Genomic DNA, 17,772 nt, shown 5'->3' on the forward strand with positions numbered 1-17,772 from the left:
CTCACAATGGACGCTGCCATCAATTTCAAAACTGTAAAAGACTACAACGACTTTAATAAAAATCCAACACTGCATCCGCTTGTAAGCATTGTAGATCTTTCAAAAGCAGATCCCAGATCGGCACGCAAAATGATGTTCGATATTTTCTGCGTTATCCTGAAAAGTGTAAAATGCGGCGATTTGCGCTATGGTAATAACAACTATGATTATCAGGAAGGCACTTTGGTATTTTACGCGCCGGGGCAGGTGGTAGAAGTAGTGGGCAATGATGTCTATCAGCCGGCAGGCTTTGCTTTGGTTTTTCATCCCGATTTTTTACTCAATACCTCCTTGGGAAAAAGAATGCAGGAATTCGGATTTTTCTCCTACAAAACCAATGAGGCACTCCATTTGTCCGAAAAAGAGAAAAAACTGATTTTGGACTGCTTTGCGAAAATACAGTCAGAGCTGGAACAGGCCGTTGATAAGCACAGTAAGAAGTTGATCGCGTCCAATATCGAGCTTTTCCTGAACTATTGCGAGCGATTTTACGACCGTCAATTTATCACCAGAGAACATATCAATCACGGAATTTTGGAAAGATTTGAAGAGGTGCTGAACCATTACTTCACTTCCGAGAAGCCCATTAGCTTGGGATTACCTTCGGTGGCTTATTGCGCAGATGAGCTCCATCTGTCGCCAAATTACTTCGGAGATCTCATCAAAAAAGAAACCGGCAAAACGGCACAGGATCATATCCAAAACAAAATTATTGAAGTGGCAAAGCAAAGGGTTTTTGATGCCGACAGATCAATCAGCCAAATTGCTTACGACCTCGGATTCAAATATCCACAACACCTCACGCGCCTCTTCAAGCAACGTGTAGGCGTGACACCCAATGAATATCGGCATTTGAATTGATTGGCATCATTAAATTTAATATTTTTAAAGCCCGGTTTGATAATTTTTGTACTTTGTAAAACCATTATCTTTGTCTTACCTCAAACAAATCAAAAAATTACAATGCCGCTCTACAAAGACTTTTCCGACGATGTTGCCACCATTTTGATATGGCAATTTGACGAGAATGAAGTGCTGAATCCCGATGTTTTGTTGGAAACCGAGAACCAGCATAAGATTTTGGATTATCATCCACACAAGATTGCTGAGGTTCTGATGGTGAGAAAAATGCTGAAATCGGTGCTTCCGGATCATAAAATTTTGTACAAAGAAGGCGGCGAACCTTATCTTTTTCCCAACGATTATGAGATTTCCGTGAGCCACTCTTTTCCTATGGCAGGCTTGGCCATTTCTAAAAATAAGATCGGAATCGATATTGAAAAACGGAAAGACAAAATCAAAAATATCCGCCACAAGTTTGTTCTTCACGAGAACGGCTTCATTGATGATGCACAAGAGGTGGATTTCCTGACGGCGATCTGGTGCGTGAAGGAGTCGCTTTACAAAATCCATCACAGCAAACATTGGTCGCTCAAAAAACATTACGACGTGCTACCTTTTCAGCTTCAAGAGCAATTATCGGTGAAATGTAGGGTTTACGATGATGACAATGAAGATTTTTATACAGCGAAAATCTTCTTCTTTGATAATTATTGCTTTGCTGTCGTAGATTGATAGGTGAGGTACTCCTCAATGATTTTTCGCTGATCTTTGGCCACGTCGTAGATCAATTCCAAAAGTTCTCTGATGTTTTTGATCTCCGTCAAATGGCTCACGCTGAATATTCTGTCTTCAGAAACAGCCTGATTTTCCAGTTCGGCTTTTCTTTTTTCCAACAAGTCCAAAACCTGATCTTCGGGATTTATTTTGCTGTCGAATTGGTGTTGTTCGTTCAGATCTTTTTGAAAAAGTAGAGCCGAGGTTCTCAGCAATTCTGCAGAGATCTTGATCTTCCAGCTCTGAAAGTCGATTTCGGGAAAGTCGTGTCCGGATTTTGCATATTGTGCCAAGGAGGTCGTATAGGCGGTGATCAGATGTGTGGTGGTCACAAACTGATGCACGGTTTCCAGTTTTCTTTGCTGATTTTTGGGATCCGAGATCATCCGCTGAAAGTTGTCGGAAAGATTGGCAAGATCGATGATTGCATTCTTTCTGTAGAGCCTGAAATCCTGATCTGTAAGATGCTTTTTGCTAAAGTGATCCATTATTACTCGGAAATACGCCAGATTACTCTTGGAGGATTTTCTCATCAAGTCCAAATTCTGCGTGTGTTCCCAAACGGGCAAGATAAAATAGGCTACGAGGAATGTGACGGCGCCCGCAATCAAAGTATCGATGATTCGGTCTTTGAAAATGACATTCACATTCCCTGGATTCAAAAAATTGAAAGAAAGGAAAATATAGATGGTCATAAATAGCACGGCCCAGAAGTATTTTGTCTTTAATAGGCTGAAACAGAGAATCATACTCAATAAAATAATAATGAGAAGTGCTCGCGAATCTGATACGAAATACAAAATCAAATAAGCAATGAAACCGCCGGTTACCGTTCCGAATAATCTTAATAAATTTCTGTCTTTGGTCGTGGCATAGGCCGGTTTGAATATAGCGACAATGGTAATGAGAATCCAATAGGAATGCCCAATTCCAAGAACTTCGAACGTCGATACGATATAGCCCAGCAATAATGCCGTCGTGACCCGGATGGCATGACGAAAATGTGCCGATTTGAGAGAAAAATTGGAAAACAAAACCTTCAGATTGATCTCTTCTTCTTTCGGCAGAAACTTAGAATAGTCCAGACCCGAGGATAAGCTCTTGGCGAGTTTTATGTCTTGCGACAAAACCGTCACGATGGTTTTGATCTCATCCGTCATCTCCGTAACTCGCATCAAGACCTGCCGCATCATCATAAAATCTTCCAAGGTTTCGGATGAGAACCGTTTCGACCGATGGTCGAAGAATTCGTCATAGATCTTCTTCAGCTCCTGGTCGAAGTTGATGCCGGGGTGGAAAGCCGAACCGCTCTGAAGAGCTATTCCGATATTGCTTATTTCGTCGGCCAATTGCAACAGATAATCGTGGATGCTGCGAAGCAAATCGGTATCTCCGAAAAACCGATTTATCCTTTTGTAATCATTTTCGGATGTCAGAAGCTTGTCGAAAAGATCGAAAGAATTGAGAAAAACCAGCATCAGAATACGGCTTTGTGTGGTGGATTCGTTCACGATGGTTCTGGTTTTGAAAATCATTTCCCGCGTGTCTTCCTGATGATTTTTGATCTTGATCTGCAGGGAAATCAATTGATCCAGCAGCGCGTCGAAATCCGGATCCTTTGTATAATATTGGGCTTTGATTCTCAAATAATCGGCCAACTCCAGGTAATGCTCGCCCACCATTTGGCTTGCCAGTTTGTAAGGCTGCAGCGTAGAAACAATCATAAATATGACGAAAAACCACAGGCATCCCAAGAAAAATATGAAGGAACTTTTGAGAATGTGCTCGCCGGCAAGATGCCCGTCGATAAAAATACTGAGAACAACCAGGGCAATAGATCCGTAGGTGGCCAGCCGGGAGCCGTACACACCGATCATTGAAAAAAAGAATCCAAATACAATGATTTCCAAGTAAACGGCAACGGGGAATTCCCTGACCAGACTTGCAAAGAGCGCAATGAAAAAAAAAGTAAATAGAGATAATAAAAGCGTATTTCGCCTTCTAATAAATGGTCCCGGCTGATCCGTCAGCCCCATAAAACTGGTTCCCAGCGGAAACAAAAAATAGGCTTTGAGCAATCCGAAGTGTGCCAAGATAACGCTTGGAACCACTATTGCCAGAGCAATCCGCGCTCCGGAATAGATGTAATGGCTGGTAAAGAATTTTTTGAGTTCGGAACGATAGTTCATATTGCAAATTTACACGCTGTGGACTCCGAAAGCACCAAATAAGACATTACATTGTAAAAAAAATGCCAAAGCAAAAAACTCCGGCAATTCTTGAAACGGCATCTAAGGCGTTGGCTTAATAATCCTGCGCATTGTAAGTTTCGCTACCGATGTTCCAGGTCAATCCAAATCTCAAAGTATTATCCAGAGCAGTATTGATGTTGGAAGTATTGATCAGATAAGAAAGATCTAAGCCGAAAGAAGCATACTTGAACCCAACGCCAACCGTGGCATACTGTCTGGCGCCTTGCTCCGGCGCTTCTGTGAAATAGCCCGCTCGCAGAGCAAAAGTCTCATCATAAGAATATTCTGCAGCGCCGCTGAACATAATACTTTTCTTGTTGTTGAAGGATTTTCCAATTCCTTCGATTACGCCTACATTCGGAACATTCCCATTTTCATCCGGACCCGGAACGAGAATTTTGGAAGCTTCGCCACTTACGCTGAAACGGTTTTGGTCATCAATTAATAAATCATAGCCCAAGCCTAATCTTGCCATCGTCGGAAGGTAAGATCGGGATTCTTCGTCGCCTGTATAATCCAACCTTGGGCCTAAATTCTGAACAGCCCAACCTGCTTTCACGCGGCCTTCGTAGCCACTGATGCTCTCGTGCCTCGGAGAAACGAAATATCCGGAAACATCCACGGCAAAAGTATTGGCCGGTTGCAAGGTACTGTTGGAGTTGAAGCCGCCACCAATGTCGGATCGGATGAATCTGCCGGTGACCGCCATTGAATAAGTATCGGTCAGTTTCAGTCCGTAAGCGACATCAATCGAAAATTCGTTGGGCTTCGCAGTACCGTTTTGGATGACTTCATTGCCGACAATATCCGTCAGATCTACATCTCCCATATTGAAGTAATAGATACTGGCACTTATCGTAGAACGCTCGTCGTCTCCTAAAAAGGTGTAGTAAGATCCGTAAAGCAGGAATACATCATTCGTAAGCTTGCTCATATAGGGTGTATAATTGACTCCAAATCCGGAAGATACTCGTGCGAATGGATATTTCGCCGCGTTCCAGAATTGGGAGAAAACATCCGTAGAGGTCACGACGCCCTGATCTCCCATACCGCCGGCTCTTGCATCCGGAGAGATTCGAAGAAATGGGGCACCGGTAAGTACCGGCTGAATGTTTTGAGAAAAAGCAAAAATGCTTGCGCCAATTCCTAATCCTAAAAATAATCTTTTTGTTAAATTCATTTTTGTTCTTTTAAGGTAAAATTTACCGATATATTATGTGTTTGTTATTTTAATAAAACCATTTTTTCAACAGCGGTTGCTCCGCCGGAACATTTTTCTTGGTTCTGGCTGCGTGCAAATATCTTAAAAATATATGTACCTTTTGCAACGGTATCGCCAAAATCATCTTTTCCGTCCCATTCTATAGCCTGCCTTGGTGTGCGGAAGCCCTGTAGAAAGGGTTCGGCCGAAACAGTTGTAGAAAGTGTTCTTACTATTTTGCCCGTGATGGTATAAATTTGGACATTCACATCCAGGAGATCATCGCAATTGTGTTCAAACTGTACATAAGTCTTGTTGGTAAAGGGATTGGGCCAGTTCAGAAGTCTGTTGACTACTAATTTTTTCTCCGACTCGTCTTTGACTACAAAGTTTAACGTAGAGGACGCCGAATTATTGTTGATGTCCCAAACTTTGAAGACCAACTGATGCTCGCCGGGCGATAAACTTTTTAGAGGGAAGGTGACCGATCCCTTCTGATAATCCTTCAAATCGCCAAAAACGCAACCATTCCCGTCGCCGGAGGCAAAATAATCGTTGACCGCTGTGGTATTGACGATATCGCCATCCAAAACGAAAGTGATGTCGTGACCGATTCCCGCACCCGTCGAGTTGATTCCCATATTGTCTTTCACGCAGGCCAGCAGCATGGGATTCTGATCTGTGATTCCGCCATTGGCAAAATTGGTATTGTTCATATAAAGATTGATTGTGGGTGGCTCCGAATCGTTGATGCCGTCGGGATTGATGTCGCCTACAGATTGCACTTGGTTTGTAAAAACGTCGTGGGCATTGACTTTTGCGTTTTCGAAATTATCGGCATAAGCTAGGATTCTTCCGTTTCCGGTTTCATAATTGATGTCTTTTGGCACATAAAACTCTACGGTGTAGTTACCATTCACCACCTTTCCCGAAGATTTGACGATGGCGCTGGGTTCTTCGTCGTAAACCAGCTTGGGATTGAGATCCGGCGCATTGTCATTATTCAAGGTTGTTTTCTTAATTTTTTTATCAAAAATATTAATGGCAATTCTCCCGTTGAAGCCGCTGTCCAAAGTTCCGTCGGCTTTGTTTACGTGGCCTTTTATTGTGACAAAGTCCAAAGCTCTTATCTTCCCCGGTACGGGCGTTTCAATATTGTCAATTTTCAGTAATCGTTGTGGTCTGCTCATTTTCATGGCGGGATCTCCTAAGAAGTTGACACGCAATGGGTCAGACGATCCGCCGTAAGACGTGTTGAACTGCTGTCTCGCGCGCAGATGGGCATCTCCGAGTGCTAAAAAGTCATCATTATAGAGTTTAAAAAGATTTGTCGTAAAAAACTGCGTGAACTGTCGGCCATACACCACCGAAATAGCTCGGCTGGAAGTAATCATCGTCGCAGCGCCGCCTGTGGAGAGTTTCATAAGCTGTTCTCCCGCGGAGTTGGCATTGGGTTCATCCCATAGAGTAAATTCGCAAGTAATGGTAGAAACCAACGGAAATCTGCTGTAAACGGATGTAAAATTATTAAATCCCTGAACTTCTGTGGGACTCAAGACGCGTTCTTGAGCCCAGCCATTGATGCCGCCATGGCCGAAATAGAAAAGATATAAACTATTGCCCACATCATTGGAAATGGCTTGATTGACCTGCGGAAATCGCTGCCCGCCTGCACTGGTGACTGCCGGAAAGGCATCAAGATAGAGTTTTCGGATGTTATATTCCGGCTTGTCTGTATTGGTTTCAAAATTTTGTTTTATGGAATAATCTACGAGGTCGTGGAAAGGTTTTCCTACCGGATATGGTCCGTCGCCATCAGAATCGTCATCGGCTACGAAATCCAACTTCATCCGCCATTCTCCAAAGGGTGAGGACTGCCCCGGGAGGGCGTTGTAATAAGCCAATGTTTTGTCCATCATAACTTTAGCTTCCGAAACATTGTCCGCAGGTAATCTGCCGATGGGTAAATCTGGAACGATATCGGTAGGCTTCGGTGCTGTTTGCGGCCTCGTCATCACGAAGTAATCATCGGTAACGTACGAACCTATACCGTCTGCACTGTACCCGCTCTGGTAGCTTGGCAGGACATCGGTATTGTTGGGGATTCTGTTTTTAAAATCATACGAAGTATCACCCAGGAGAAATACATATTTCAGGGAACCCAGAGGGGTGTTTAGTTTGGTTACAAAATCGCGGATTGCCGTGATATCTTTGCTGCCACTGCTATATTCGTTATAGATTTTATTGACATCTACTATTTGCACATTGAAACCACTTTTGGATTGGTGATAAGATGCGAGCCGCTGTGCTTGGCTAAAGTAAGTTGGCTGCGTAATAATCAAATAATCTATGTTTTGCAGTGCTGCCAAGTCCTGATTATCAATCTTGCCCACAAAACCGGGCTCAAAAGCCGCCGTATTTTTGAAAGCTACAAATTCATTATTAAAATAAGGACTGCCGGCGACGTATCCGAAATTGAAAATCGTATTTTGCCCATTTTTATCGGTCACTTTCTTTGCATTGGTAAGATCGGATACATCCCAGACCTGATCGAGCGCGGCGGCATTGGAAATAGAAAAACCATAAGCAGTTCCCGTTCCCTCCATAATCTCGAAATCCCGGAAATTCATTTGGCTATCGTTAAAAGTTAAATCTTCCTTATATTGCACTTCGGCATAGTCAAAATAAAATTTGGCATTCGGATTGGCGCTTATGTTGGTATTATAATTGAATTTGACGGTGTTGCCGCTTTGATTGGTAAGTGTATCTACAAATTGTAGCGTGACATAGGCATTCGAATTGCTGGCTACCGACATTTCGTTTTGGGTGCCGTTTACATCAAAAGCGATTTTGCCGGATTGAGCTTCGAACCCGATGACCTGTGTCTGAAATTTGATGACATCAGTAGGCTTCATAGGACTTCTTGTGCTGAAGATGATTTCTCTGGATCCCGAAATCACATCTCCCGTCCAGATTCTTCCCAATCGGGCAAGGTTGAATTTCTCCTCATTCACGACTTGGTAATCGTCGAAGCGAGTGATGAGGTCTGCCGGCAAATCATTATCTATGGTCTGAACTCTTTTTCCCGGACCTGTGTCGAAGTTTATGAAATAATAGGAAACGTCTTCATAGATATTCACCACATTATTCGGATAATAGTCTCTGGTTTCGATTCTCTTAAATCCGTTGCCGTTATCGGTGTTGTAGAGGTTGTATCCATTAGGTCCTTGTGCGTAGAAAAGTGCGTAATCATTATCGTCCCATACGCCGTCTTCTTCGCCGATGACTTGGATGGCGTCTTCCTGCAAGGCTGCGAAACGATTGTCCTGATTGTGCTCCGGCAGCATCACGCCACCATTGCCGTATATTCTGAAATTTTTGGGATTGATGCCGGCCGGGTTGATGCCGTTTTGTTGTAGAAATTGCTTGGTAATTTTGAAAACCCCGGATTTATCCACTTTTATTTTGTAAAAAGTTCCCGATTTCAGCGGGTTCTCGGTAGTACCCAATTTGTTGGTACCGTTTCTGAATAGGGAAGCCACGTTTTTCTCGGTGGGCGCAATATTGAAAGAAACTAATTTGTATATTTTGTTGTTCTCAACTTTTATAGTTTCAACGCTGATGTTGGCGCTTTCGCTTTTTTCGATCTCATTGTAAAAATAATTGATGCTGCTTCGGGGTTTAGAGGATAAGGAATTGATTTTCAAATCTTTAATATCTTTTGCAGCCAAGGGTTCCCATACAAATTGATCCAGCCTCAGTTGGGAGGCTGTTTTCACGCTCAGATTAACGTAGATGGAATTGGCTTCTATTCTATAAATATAATTGCTAAAGAAAGGATAGGTCAATTTTTCGATTCCGTAGTCTATTTCCTTATAGCCATCCCAGTTTAAAGAGATTTTTTGGGCATGCCCCAATATGGAAATTATACAGCAAACTAAAATAGAAAGATTGAATTTCATCAACATTATTTTATTTAAGATTACAAAATAAACGAATTTTTTAAAAAAATGGTATATAATAAAATTTATTTAATTGCGTTTCATCAAAAAAAGGCAAACAATATTTGATTAATCAAAGAATTTCTATTTTCTTTGTACTTTGAAAATTTCTATATCTATTATGAAAAAACTCAGGCTGTTTTCGGTAATTACTTTAAGCGCAACAATGATTTTGGTAAGTTGTGGTGGAGGTAGTGGCTCCAAGAAAGGTGGCGGTACGAAAGGTTTTGTGAGCAAGACCGGCTGGAAACCCAACGAAAAAGACGGATGGTTCTTTTCTGGTAAGCAACAAAAAATAAAGGGATGGCCGGGGATGGTCTATGTAGAAGGAGGAACTTTTACGATGGGATTGGTAGAAGACAATGTGATGCACGATTGGAATAATACCCCAAGAAGAATGCAAGTCAGCTCTTTCTTCATCGGAGATACCGAGATTACAAATTCAGAATACAGAGAGTACACCACCTGGCTCAAATTCATATTCCCACCCTCCGATCCCGGCTTCAAGCATATCTATACAGGCGCCCTGCCCGATACATTGGTGTGGAACAATAAGCTTTCCCGCAACGATTATGCCGAGACTTATTTCCGTTCTCCGGAGTACGACTACTATCCGGTAGTTGGGGTTTCTTGGTTGCAAGCGACGAAGTACTGCGACTGGCTTACGGATAGAGCCAACGAAAAAGCGCTCATGAGGCAAGGCGTCATCGCAAAAGATATCTACAGCGCAGACAAAGCAGCAGCACCCGGCGCCACCTTCAATATGGATAAGTTCAAATCGAACGATCCGGAAATGGAAGCCTACATCGATCAGAAAAAGCTACAGCAGCGAAGCGGGATCCGGACAACTAATGAGAAAATTGCTGCTGCTAACAGAAACGCCGTCTCAGGCGTTGTAGAAAAATTCAGACTTCCCACAGAAGTAGAGTGGGAGTTTGCAGCGCTGGGTCTTCAGAAAAAAAGAGACTACAACAATTACCTTGGAAAAAGCCCGGCCATTGAAAACATCAAGGGCAAAAAAGGAAGAAACAAAGGAATGTACCTCGAAAACTTCAAAATGGGAAGAGGCGATTACTCCGGTGTCGCCGGCTGGAAAAACGACGGTTCGCCAACCACCTCAGACGTCAAACAATATCCTGCTAATGATTTGGGAATTTTCGGGATGTATGGCAATGTTGCCGAATGGGTAGCAGATATCTACAGACCAATTATCGACGAAGAATTTAGTGATTTTAACTATTTCCGTGGCAATATGGTCGTCCAAGCCGTTAAAAATCCCGACGGTACGTATAAAAAAGTCGGAAATGTCGATATCAAATACGACACATTGGCAGACGGCCGATTGGTTTACAAAGGATTACCGGGCGAATTTGAAAGAAAAGTGGTAGAAGATAACAGAAACTACCGAGATGGTGACTATCAGTCTTCATTGGATGCCGGCGGAACGCCCCCAAGCGACAGTTCGGATTTTAATATGTATAACTCTGTAAAACCAAGATTCATCGTGGATAAAGATGGCAACGTCGTAATGCAAAAAAGCAAAGAAAGAGCAACTTCACCAGTCAATGATTACAGCAGAGTGGTGAAAGGCGGATCTTGGCTGGACTCAGCTTATTGGCTGGATCCGGGACAAAGAAGATTCAAAAATCAAATGAAAGGTTATGGATGGATTGGCTTCCGCGTTGCACAAGATGCCAAAAACAACAAATCAAAAAGAACAAAAAGATAAATTTTATTGCCGCAGCAAAATATAAAAACAGCAGAATTTTCTGCTGTTTTTGTTTAAAAAGAAGACCATTTGTTTACTTTTGAATTATGAATATTGAGCAATTTTATCCGATTTTTTTGCAGAGTTCCAATGTAGTAATCGACAGCCGAAAAGTTGAAAAGGGAAGCATTCTTTTTGCATTCTCGGGCGAAAATTTCAATGCGGCGGAAAAGGCCGATGAAGCAATGGCCAAAGGTGCTTTAGCCGTCATCGTGGAAGATGAAAAATTTGCAGATGCCGACAAAAATATTTTCTACGTACCATCGACCTTGATTTTTTTGCAACAACTGGCGATTTTTCACAGAAATCAGCTTCATATTCCCATCATTGGTCTCACAGGAAGCAACGGAAAAACCACCACCAAGGAACTGATAAGTGCCGTTTTATCCGCCAAATTCAATACACAACACACGCTCGGAAATCTGAACAACCATATCGGCGTTCCTCTGACCGTGCTTTCCATCAAAAGCCAGCACCGGATAGCCGTTGTAGAAATGGGTGCCAATCATCAGAAAGAAATCGAAACGCTTTGCAAAATGGCCAAGCCGACAATTGGTTACATCACGAATTTTGGTAAAGCGCACCTCGAAGGTTTTGGAGGCTACGAAGGCGTTATCAAAGGGAAGTCGGAGCTGTATGATTATTTGATGGAGAATGGGCAGCAGATTTTAGTCAATGACAATGATCCCATTCAAAAAGAAAAAACCAAAGATTATTCATCGAAAATAAGCTTCGGAACTGCTGATTCTGATTATCAGTTTGAGGCCATTTACAAAGATCATTTTGTGGGTGTAAAATATCAAGAAACAGAAATTTTTTCCAATCTTACAGGGAATTACAATTACGACAACATCTCTGCCGCCGTCGCTTTGGGTCTGTATTTTGACGTGCCAATTGAGGACATTAAAAGCGCTATCGGAAACTATTTCCCAACCAATATGCGATCTCAAATCCAGAAAAGGGGAAATAAAACGCTGGTTTTGGATACTTACAATGCCAATCCCAGCAGTATGCTGGTTTCCTTAGAGAATTTTAAATCTTTCGAAGGCAGCAAAACCGTTATTATCGGCGATATGCTGGAGTTGGGCGAAGAAAGTCGGAAGGAACATCAGTCTATTCTGGATTTTGCGAAATCCTGTAATTTTAATGAAATCATTACCGTCGGGCCGCATTTTCAGTCTGTCTATCATTCGGAAAACGCCTTTCAAAATACATCAGAATTAGTCGAAAGGCTGAAACTACGCCCCATCCGGAACGAAAATATCCTGCTGAAAGCTTCCCGAGGAATTGCTCTGGAAAAGATTATCGATTTTTTGTAATATTAAGAAAATTCCCAAATTTTAAGATTGAGGATTTTTATTTTTAAAATCATTAAGAATCAGCCTAATATTCTCAAAAGTCGACGGCAATATTTCGGTTTGGATTTCTTCTTCGTTTTTCCAGCCTACTTCGCTGATACCTTCCTCGATTTGCGGTTTTGGGGTTTCGTTTCCGCGATAAAACATCTCAAACCAATACGTCGTTTTCAGAACCTTGGAGCCGTCTCTTTCTGTATAAATATGATAGGTAGCGTTGATGAAATCCCTGAGTTCCAGATCCGAAAGCCCACATTCTTCCTGCACTTCCCGCACCGCGGCCAGCTCCTTGGATTCGCCTTTTTCGATTTTCCCTTTCGGAAGATCCCATTTTCCCAGGCGGTGGATGAATAGGATTTGGTGTTCAGGATTCAAAACGAGGCCGCCCGCTGCCTCGATATTTCTAAAAAATCCTTTGAAATCTGCCCAGAGTTGATCCAGATCTTGATGATAAATATTGATGCCTTGGGATGGCGTATTGGTCAAAAGATCGACCGCGAATTCGAAGCTATGCATTCCATCGTAATTCATTGTTTTCGGGCTGTTTTCGGGCTTCTCGCTCAAAACTATTTTTTTTTCATTGATAAAAACTTTATACATTTGCAGGGCTTTTGATATAATTACAAAAATATAAAAAATGAATTTAGAAGGACGAAAAATTATAGTAAATAAATCTTCATCAGAACTGGCAGAAATGCTGAAAACCCCGCAAGATTACAAAGATCTGATGCCGGAAAGTCTGCAGAAATTCGAGACAAGCGAGGATGGTTTCAAATTCGGACTTAAAGGAATGCCGGAAATCGCTTTGAAAATCGAAAACGTTTCTGATAAAGAAGTAGTCCTCAGATCTGCAAGCTCCAGTCTTGATTTTACTTTAAAAGGAACCATGAATCCTTTGAACGGAAACCAAACGGAAGTTCAACTGTTATTTGAAGGGCAATTCAATCCGTTTATCAAAATGATGGTGGAAAAACCATTGCAGAATTTCATTAACACCTTGACGGATAAAATCGAGCAACTTTAAATCAACAAATCAGTCCCGAAGAATGATCCCTCAAACTTCCGGTGGCTGACGACAGCACATTGTTGAGGTTCAACGATCTCAAAACACCCATAAAAGCAAAAATCAAAGCTTCTTTGTATTCGATAATTTCTTTTGTCGGAATGCTGATTTCGGTTTTGGTCTTTGCTTTTATTTTTTCGATGAGATAGCTGTTGTACGTTCCTCCGCCCGTGCTCAAGACATTTTTAATTCGAAAATCATCAAATATTTTAGCAATTTGAACCGAAGAATGTTCCGTGAAAGTTGCCAGAAGATCTTCCGGTTTTTGATCTTTAATTAATGGAAAAATATACTCATTGATCCATTCAGTTCCCAAAGACTTTGGTGCTTTTTCTTGGTAGAATTCTAATTGATTCAGTTCCGTCAGAAGGTCATAATCGATCGTGCCGCTTCTAGCGAAGTCGCCATTTTCGTCGTGTTTTTTTCCTAATTTGAAGGCTAATTCATTAAGGATAATATTCACGGGACAAATATCGAAAGCGATTCGTTTTCCGTTTCTTTTCAAGGAAATGTTGGAAAATCCACCCAAATTAAGGCAGGCATCAAACTCTGGAAACAGCAGTTCATCGCCAATAGGAACCAGCGGCGCCCCATTGCCACCCAACAAAACATCCTGAGTTCGGAAATCGTAAACGACGGTTTTGTTGGTTCTGATTTTTATGCCTCGCCCGTCGCCAATCTGAAATGTAAATTTTTTCTTTGGCTGATGAAAAACCGTGTGACCGTGCGAGGCAATCAAATGTAGTTCTTCGATGCTATTTTTTGAAATGAATTCCTGAGTTTTTTCGCCGAGATAAAAGCCGTATTCGGCATTCAGCGCCAAAAGTTTTTCGCTGGAAATATGGATGGCGTTTTTCAGATTATTTTCCCAGTAAAAAGAGTAGGCGATGGTTTCGCATTTTAGGATTTCGAAAGTCCAACCGAAATCATTCTTGATAAATTTGGAATAGCAAATGTCCAATCCGTCCAGACTGGTGCCTGACATCAAACCGATGGCGTAAAAAGTCTGCGTCTTCATTTACTTGCTGGTGACCGGCAGATTGGTAGAGTTGAAACTTCCGGAATTATTGAAGAAGGTATATTCGGTGAAGTCGTCTTTTGCCACCATTCCGTGCGCGCCCACAAGGATATTTCCGTCTTTGTCGGAAACGTACACGGTGTCTTTGGTGTACATTTGTTTTTTTCGTTTGTCCCAATTGATGGTTTCTGTGACGAAGGTTTGACCTTCTGTCGTAATGATTTTCACGCGGCCTTTTGCAAAGTAGAAATCTTTTTTAAGGTCATTTTTTGCATATTTTGCCCAGATTTTGCCCGGAACTTTAGGATTCTTCTTATCGAAGAATTCCAGATATATTCCTTTTCTTGCTTCGATGTAAGGCGAGTCTATCAGCTCGTATTGCTCTATCAATGGCGCTTTGAAGCGTACTTTTACCATGCCGGAATCTCTCTGAATGATGGTGCCATTGTGAATGATGGTAGAAGCGAAATTGGTCTTCTTGTTGCGGTTGATTTTCGTGAGATCTTCTTCGCAGGACTGCATAAGAAAAAACATCAGCAACAGGAAAAGTTGTGATGTTTTGAACTTAAATATTTGTAAGCAATAATCTTTCATAGATTATCTGAAGCCGTTCGTTAATTGTAAAGTCGTTTTGAAAACCATTTATCAGCAAAATTAATACCTATTCTAAGATTGACAAAATTCTGGCGGATCATATTGTTTTTTAAGGTTCCTCTGTTGCCCAGTTCCACTCCCAGATCGATGCCGCTCATGCGATTGATGGTGCTTTTTTGAAAAGGAAGCGTCACGCCCGCCGTGATTGCATATTTGTTGATGTTGGTTCCGTTGATTTGCAGATTTCCCTTTTCGTAATAGGCGCCATATCGGTAGATAACTCTTGAAAAATAAGACCGGAAGTTATTGAAGTTGGGTAGATACCAACCACCGAGGGAATATCTGTAGGAATCCTGATAAGCTAAAGTATTGCCCAAGAAATTAAAATTTTCTCCTTTCTTGTAATCGAACTGCGTGCCAAGAAACCATTTGGTATCTTTTCCGTAGCCCAGGCCGAGCGATCCTTCTTGTGGAAGAAATTTTTTGTCGTAGTTGGACTGTTGTTCCACAATGTTCTCGTAAGCTTTGGTCTCTCCGATAAGGTAGAAATACGTACTATTGGTGTACATATTTTTCATATTGCCGGTGTTGCCTAAGGTGTAAGTTGCACCCACCGTCAGTTTATGGTCATTGGGCATTTTTTTCTGGTACGTGGTACCCAGCGTAAAGTTGAATGCTTTCACCCGATAGCTGTTCGAGTAGCCGCTGACGAGTTCGGCTCCTGTAAAAGCTACTTCCTCGATGTCATACAGCTTTCCGAAGTAGAAATTGGATCGGAGACCCACTGCAAATTCTTTGTTTATCTGATAAGAAAGAGCCGCCTGAATAATGCTGACCGAGCCTTCGCCATGAAAACTGTGGTACTCCGTCACCTCGTCATTCACTACCTTGTTGGTTACCACATCATAACTTTTGGAGCTGTACGGCTGGAATCCCAGACCAAACTTTACCGTTCTCGAGAGGGGGAAGGCAATGCTAATATTTGAAAGATAAGTGGAATGCTTGGTAGATTTCAGATTGTTGAAATCTGATTTATAGTAATTGTTCTCATTGGCGGCTTCTATTTTGACCGATGTAAGTTCTAAATTGGTATTGGCAGCGGGATTCCTAAAATTAAAAGTGTTGTTGAAATCCCAAATGTACGCCGTAGAAATCCCCCCCATCGCATTGATGTCCGCTGTATTATCATATTTCCCTTCTCCGATTCCATAGGCGCCGTAAGGTGAGTTTCCGATACTTTGCGCATTTAGGAAAAATCCTGCAACCAATGATGATAAAACAAAAATTCTTTTCATATGTAGATATTGATCGTTTTTTTAAGGGCATAAGGCACCGCTCAATATCCAGCTCCGTGTTTTAACTTGAATTTTGGCGATATCATCCTTTAAAATTTCAATCCGCAAATATCTTAATTAATAATGAATTGCAAAAATATATTTCGGTTAAAGTTTGTTAAGTAATTTCGATCGATGGCGCTTTTTTTTCTGTTGGTGGTGCCTATTTTTAGATGCTTTGCTATCCAATTTTTTCAAATCCATCGGCTCAAAATTGATTAAATGATAAAAAAAAATGCTGAAATCTTTCAATCTGTTAAATCCGTCTTCTTTTCTAAAATATTATCTTTGCGGTTATGAAATGGGAACAGATAATCGGCCAAGCAGCGCTTAAAAATATATTACAGGATAGTGTTAAAAATGGCAGAGTGGCGCACGCTCAGCTTTTCTTGGGCGAGGAAGGTTATGGCGTTCTTCCTCTGGCGCTGGCAATGGCACAAGAAATACTTACCAAAGAACATCCCACAGCGGTTCACAAAATCGAAAATCTCAACCACCTCGATCTGCATTTCAGTTTCCCTGTTTTTTCCGAGAAAAATAATTCGCTCAGCAAGCGATATTTTGATCAATGGCGGGAAATGATCTTGGAAAATCCCTACTCATCCTTCGATGATTGGACAGGTTTTTTAGAGTCCGAAAACAAACAGTTGTTCATTTCGGCAGACGAAGCCGATGACATCAGCGAGCGTTTTGTACTCAAGAGTTTCGAAGGCGGCAGCAAAATCCTTATTATGTGGCGTGCCGATAAAATGAACGATAGGGCAGCCAATAAAATTCTGAAGTTCATAGAAGAACCACCAAAAAATACCTACATCATCCTTTGCGCCCCAAATGCCAATGATATTTTGCCCACCATTTTGTCCAGATGTCAGCTCATCGACGTTCCCAGAATCAGTGACGAAGATCTCTTGGAATACTTTAAAGATCAAGAGTCTGCCCGAGAATTGATCTACCAAGCGCAAGGCGATTTCAATCTGGCAAAATCTTTGGCCGAAAATACCGCTGCATCGGAGTTTGAGACTTTATTTATTCAATGGGTACGCAATGCGTTTCAGGCCAAAAAAAAACCCGAAGTCCTGCGCGAAATTGTAAAATGGGCGCGCCAAATCGCAGAGTGGAACCGCGAAAAACAAATGAAATTCCTCGGTTATTGCATCGAAATCTTCCGGCTGGCAATGCTTCAGAATTACGGCAATGATCATTTGGTTTACAAAAAACTCTCCCAAGGCAATTTCAATTGGCAATCGTTTTCAAAATTCATTCACGGTGCCAATATTGTTGCGATTACAGAAGAGATTTCAGAGGCCGCCTATCACATTTCCAGAAATGCGAATTCCAAAATCGTGCTCACGGATATGGGAATCAAACTGACGCGCTACATTCACAAGTCTCCGAACTGATAAAAGAAAAGTATTGCACATTTGGCTCGTCTGGACTGTCTTTGCAAACGGTACCGAATTATTTTTGGCATCAATTTTTAATGCTTCCTGATTATATCAAATCTGTTTAAAAGTTCTTCGTTAGCTCACG

Annotated in this window: 13 protein-coding genes; 6 read left to right on the plus strand and 7 right to left on the minus strand. The window is 41.7% G+C overall.

Annotation, left to right across the window (positions count from 1 at the left end; all coding sequences use genetic code 11):
• Positions 1-6: 6 nt before the first annotated feature.
• Both DTW91_RS08040 and DTW91_RS08045 read left to right on the plus strand, forming a co-directional pair.
• Positions 7-900, plus strand: coding sequence for a helix-turn-helix domain-containing protein (locus DTW91_RS08040; protein ID WP_125202875.1), 894 nt, complete (start codon positions 7-9; stop codon positions 898-900).
• 102 nt (positions 901-1,002) lie between these two features.
• Positions 1,003-1,614 carry a 4'-phosphopantetheinyl transferase family protein gene (locus DTW91_RS08045; RefSeq protein ID WP_125202876.1) on the plus strand — a complete coding sequence of 204 codons (612 nt, stop codon included), beginning with the start codon at positions 1,003-1,005 and terminating at the stop codon, positions 1,612-1,614.
• Here the strand turns inward: DTW91_RS08045 and DTW91_RS08050 are convergent.
• From DTW91_RS08050 to porU, 3 genes are all read right to left on the minus strand, one after another.
• Entirely contained in the window at positions 1,590-3,845 is a 2,256-nt protein-coding gene (locus tag DTW91_RS08050) for an FUSC family protein (RefSeq protein WP_125202877.1), read from the minus strand. The genes DTW91_RS08045 and DTW91_RS08050 overlap by 25 nt on opposite strands.
• A 115-nt stretch (positions 3,846-3,960) precedes the next feature.
• A complete protein-coding gene (gene porV, locus DTW91_RS08055; protein WP_125202878.1) occupies positions 3,961-5,088 on the minus strand; it encodes a type IX secretion system outer membrane channel protein PorV in 1,128 nt (375 codons plus the stop codon).
• Between the two features lie 44 nt (positions 5,089-5,132).
• A complete protein-coding gene (gene porU / locus DTW91_RS08060) occupies positions 5,133-9,071 on the minus strand; it encodes a type IX secretion system sortase PorU (RefSeq protein ID WP_125202879.1) in 3,939 nt (1,312 codons plus the stop codon).
• 160 nt (positions 9,072-9,231) lie between these two features.
• Here porU and gldJ point away from each other — a divergent pair, with 160 nt between their 5' ends.
• Both gldJ and DTW91_RS08070 read left to right on the plus strand, forming a co-directional pair.
• Positions 9,232-10,839: a gliding motility lipoprotein GldJ gene (gene gldJ, locus DTW91_RS08065; RefSeq protein WP_125202880.1), complete on the plus strand. Its 1,608-nt coding sequence runs from the start codon at positions 9,232-9,234 to the stop codon at positions 10,837-10,839.
• Positions 10,840-10,925: 86 nt separating this feature from the next.
• A complete protein-coding gene (locus tag DTW91_RS08070; protein ID WP_125202881.1) occupies positions 10,926-12,197 on the plus strand; it encodes a UDP-N-acetylmuramoyl-tripeptide--D-alanyl-D-alanine ligase in 1,272 nt (423 codons plus the stop codon).
• 21 nt (positions 12,198-12,218) lie between these two features.
• Here DTW91_RS08070 and DTW91_RS08075 read toward each other — a convergent pair whose 3' ends face one another.
• The gene (locus DTW91_RS08075; RefSeq protein WP_125202882.1) at positions 12,219-12,833 is read right to left on the minus strand and encodes an NUDIX hydrolase; all 615 of its coding nucleotides are present in this window, start codon (positions 12,831-12,833) and stop codon (positions 12,219-12,221) included.
• 37 nt (positions 12,834-12,870) lie between these two features.
• Here DTW91_RS08075 and DTW91_RS08080 point away from each other — a divergent pair, with 37 nt between their 5' ends.
• Complete coding sequence (locus tag DTW91_RS08080) at positions 12,871-13,257, plus strand: SRPBCC family protein (RefSeq protein WP_125202883.1); 387 nt, start codon at positions 12,871-12,873, stop codon at positions 13,255-13,257.
• A gap of 1 nt (position 13,258) precedes the next feature.
• On the opposite strand, the gene DTW91_RS08085 is transcribed toward DTW91_RS08080, so the two are convergent.
• The 3 genes from DTW91_RS08085 to DTW91_RS08095 form a co-directional block, all read right to left on the minus strand.
• On the minus strand, positions 13,259-14,314 hold the full coding sequence (locus DTW91_RS08085) for an anhydro-N-acetylmuramic acid kinase (protein WP_125202884.1): 1,056 nt from the start codon (positions 14,312-14,314) through the stop codon (positions 13,259-13,261).
• The gene (gene lptC, locus DTW91_RS08090) at positions 14,315-14,848 is read right to left on the minus strand and encodes an LPS export ABC transporter periplasmic protein LptC (protein WP_410493727.1); all 534 of its coding nucleotides are present in this window, start codon (positions 14,846-14,848) and stop codon (positions 14,315-14,317) included.
• An 80-nt stretch (positions 14,849-14,928) separates the two neighbouring features.
• Entirely contained in the window at positions 14,929-16,203 is a 1,275-nt protein-coding gene (locus DTW91_RS08095; protein WP_125202886.1) for a hypothetical protein, read from the minus strand.
• A 335-nt stretch (positions 16,204-16,538) separates the two neighbouring features.
• On the opposite strand from DTW91_RS08095, the gene DTW91_RS08100 reads away from it, so the two are divergent.
• Positions 16,539-17,642 carry an ATP-binding protein gene (locus DTW91_RS08100; protein ID WP_125202887.1) on the plus strand — a complete coding sequence of 368 codons (1,104 nt, stop codon included), beginning with the start codon at positions 16,539-16,541 and terminating at the stop codon, positions 17,640-17,642.
• Positions 17,643-17,772: the final 130 nt, after the last annotated feature.

It is taken from the genome of Chryseobacterium sp. SC28, assembly GCF_003932955.1.
Taxonomy (GTDB): domain Bacteria; phylum Bacteroidota; class Bacteroidia; order Flavobacteriales; family Weeksellaceae; genus Epilithonimonas.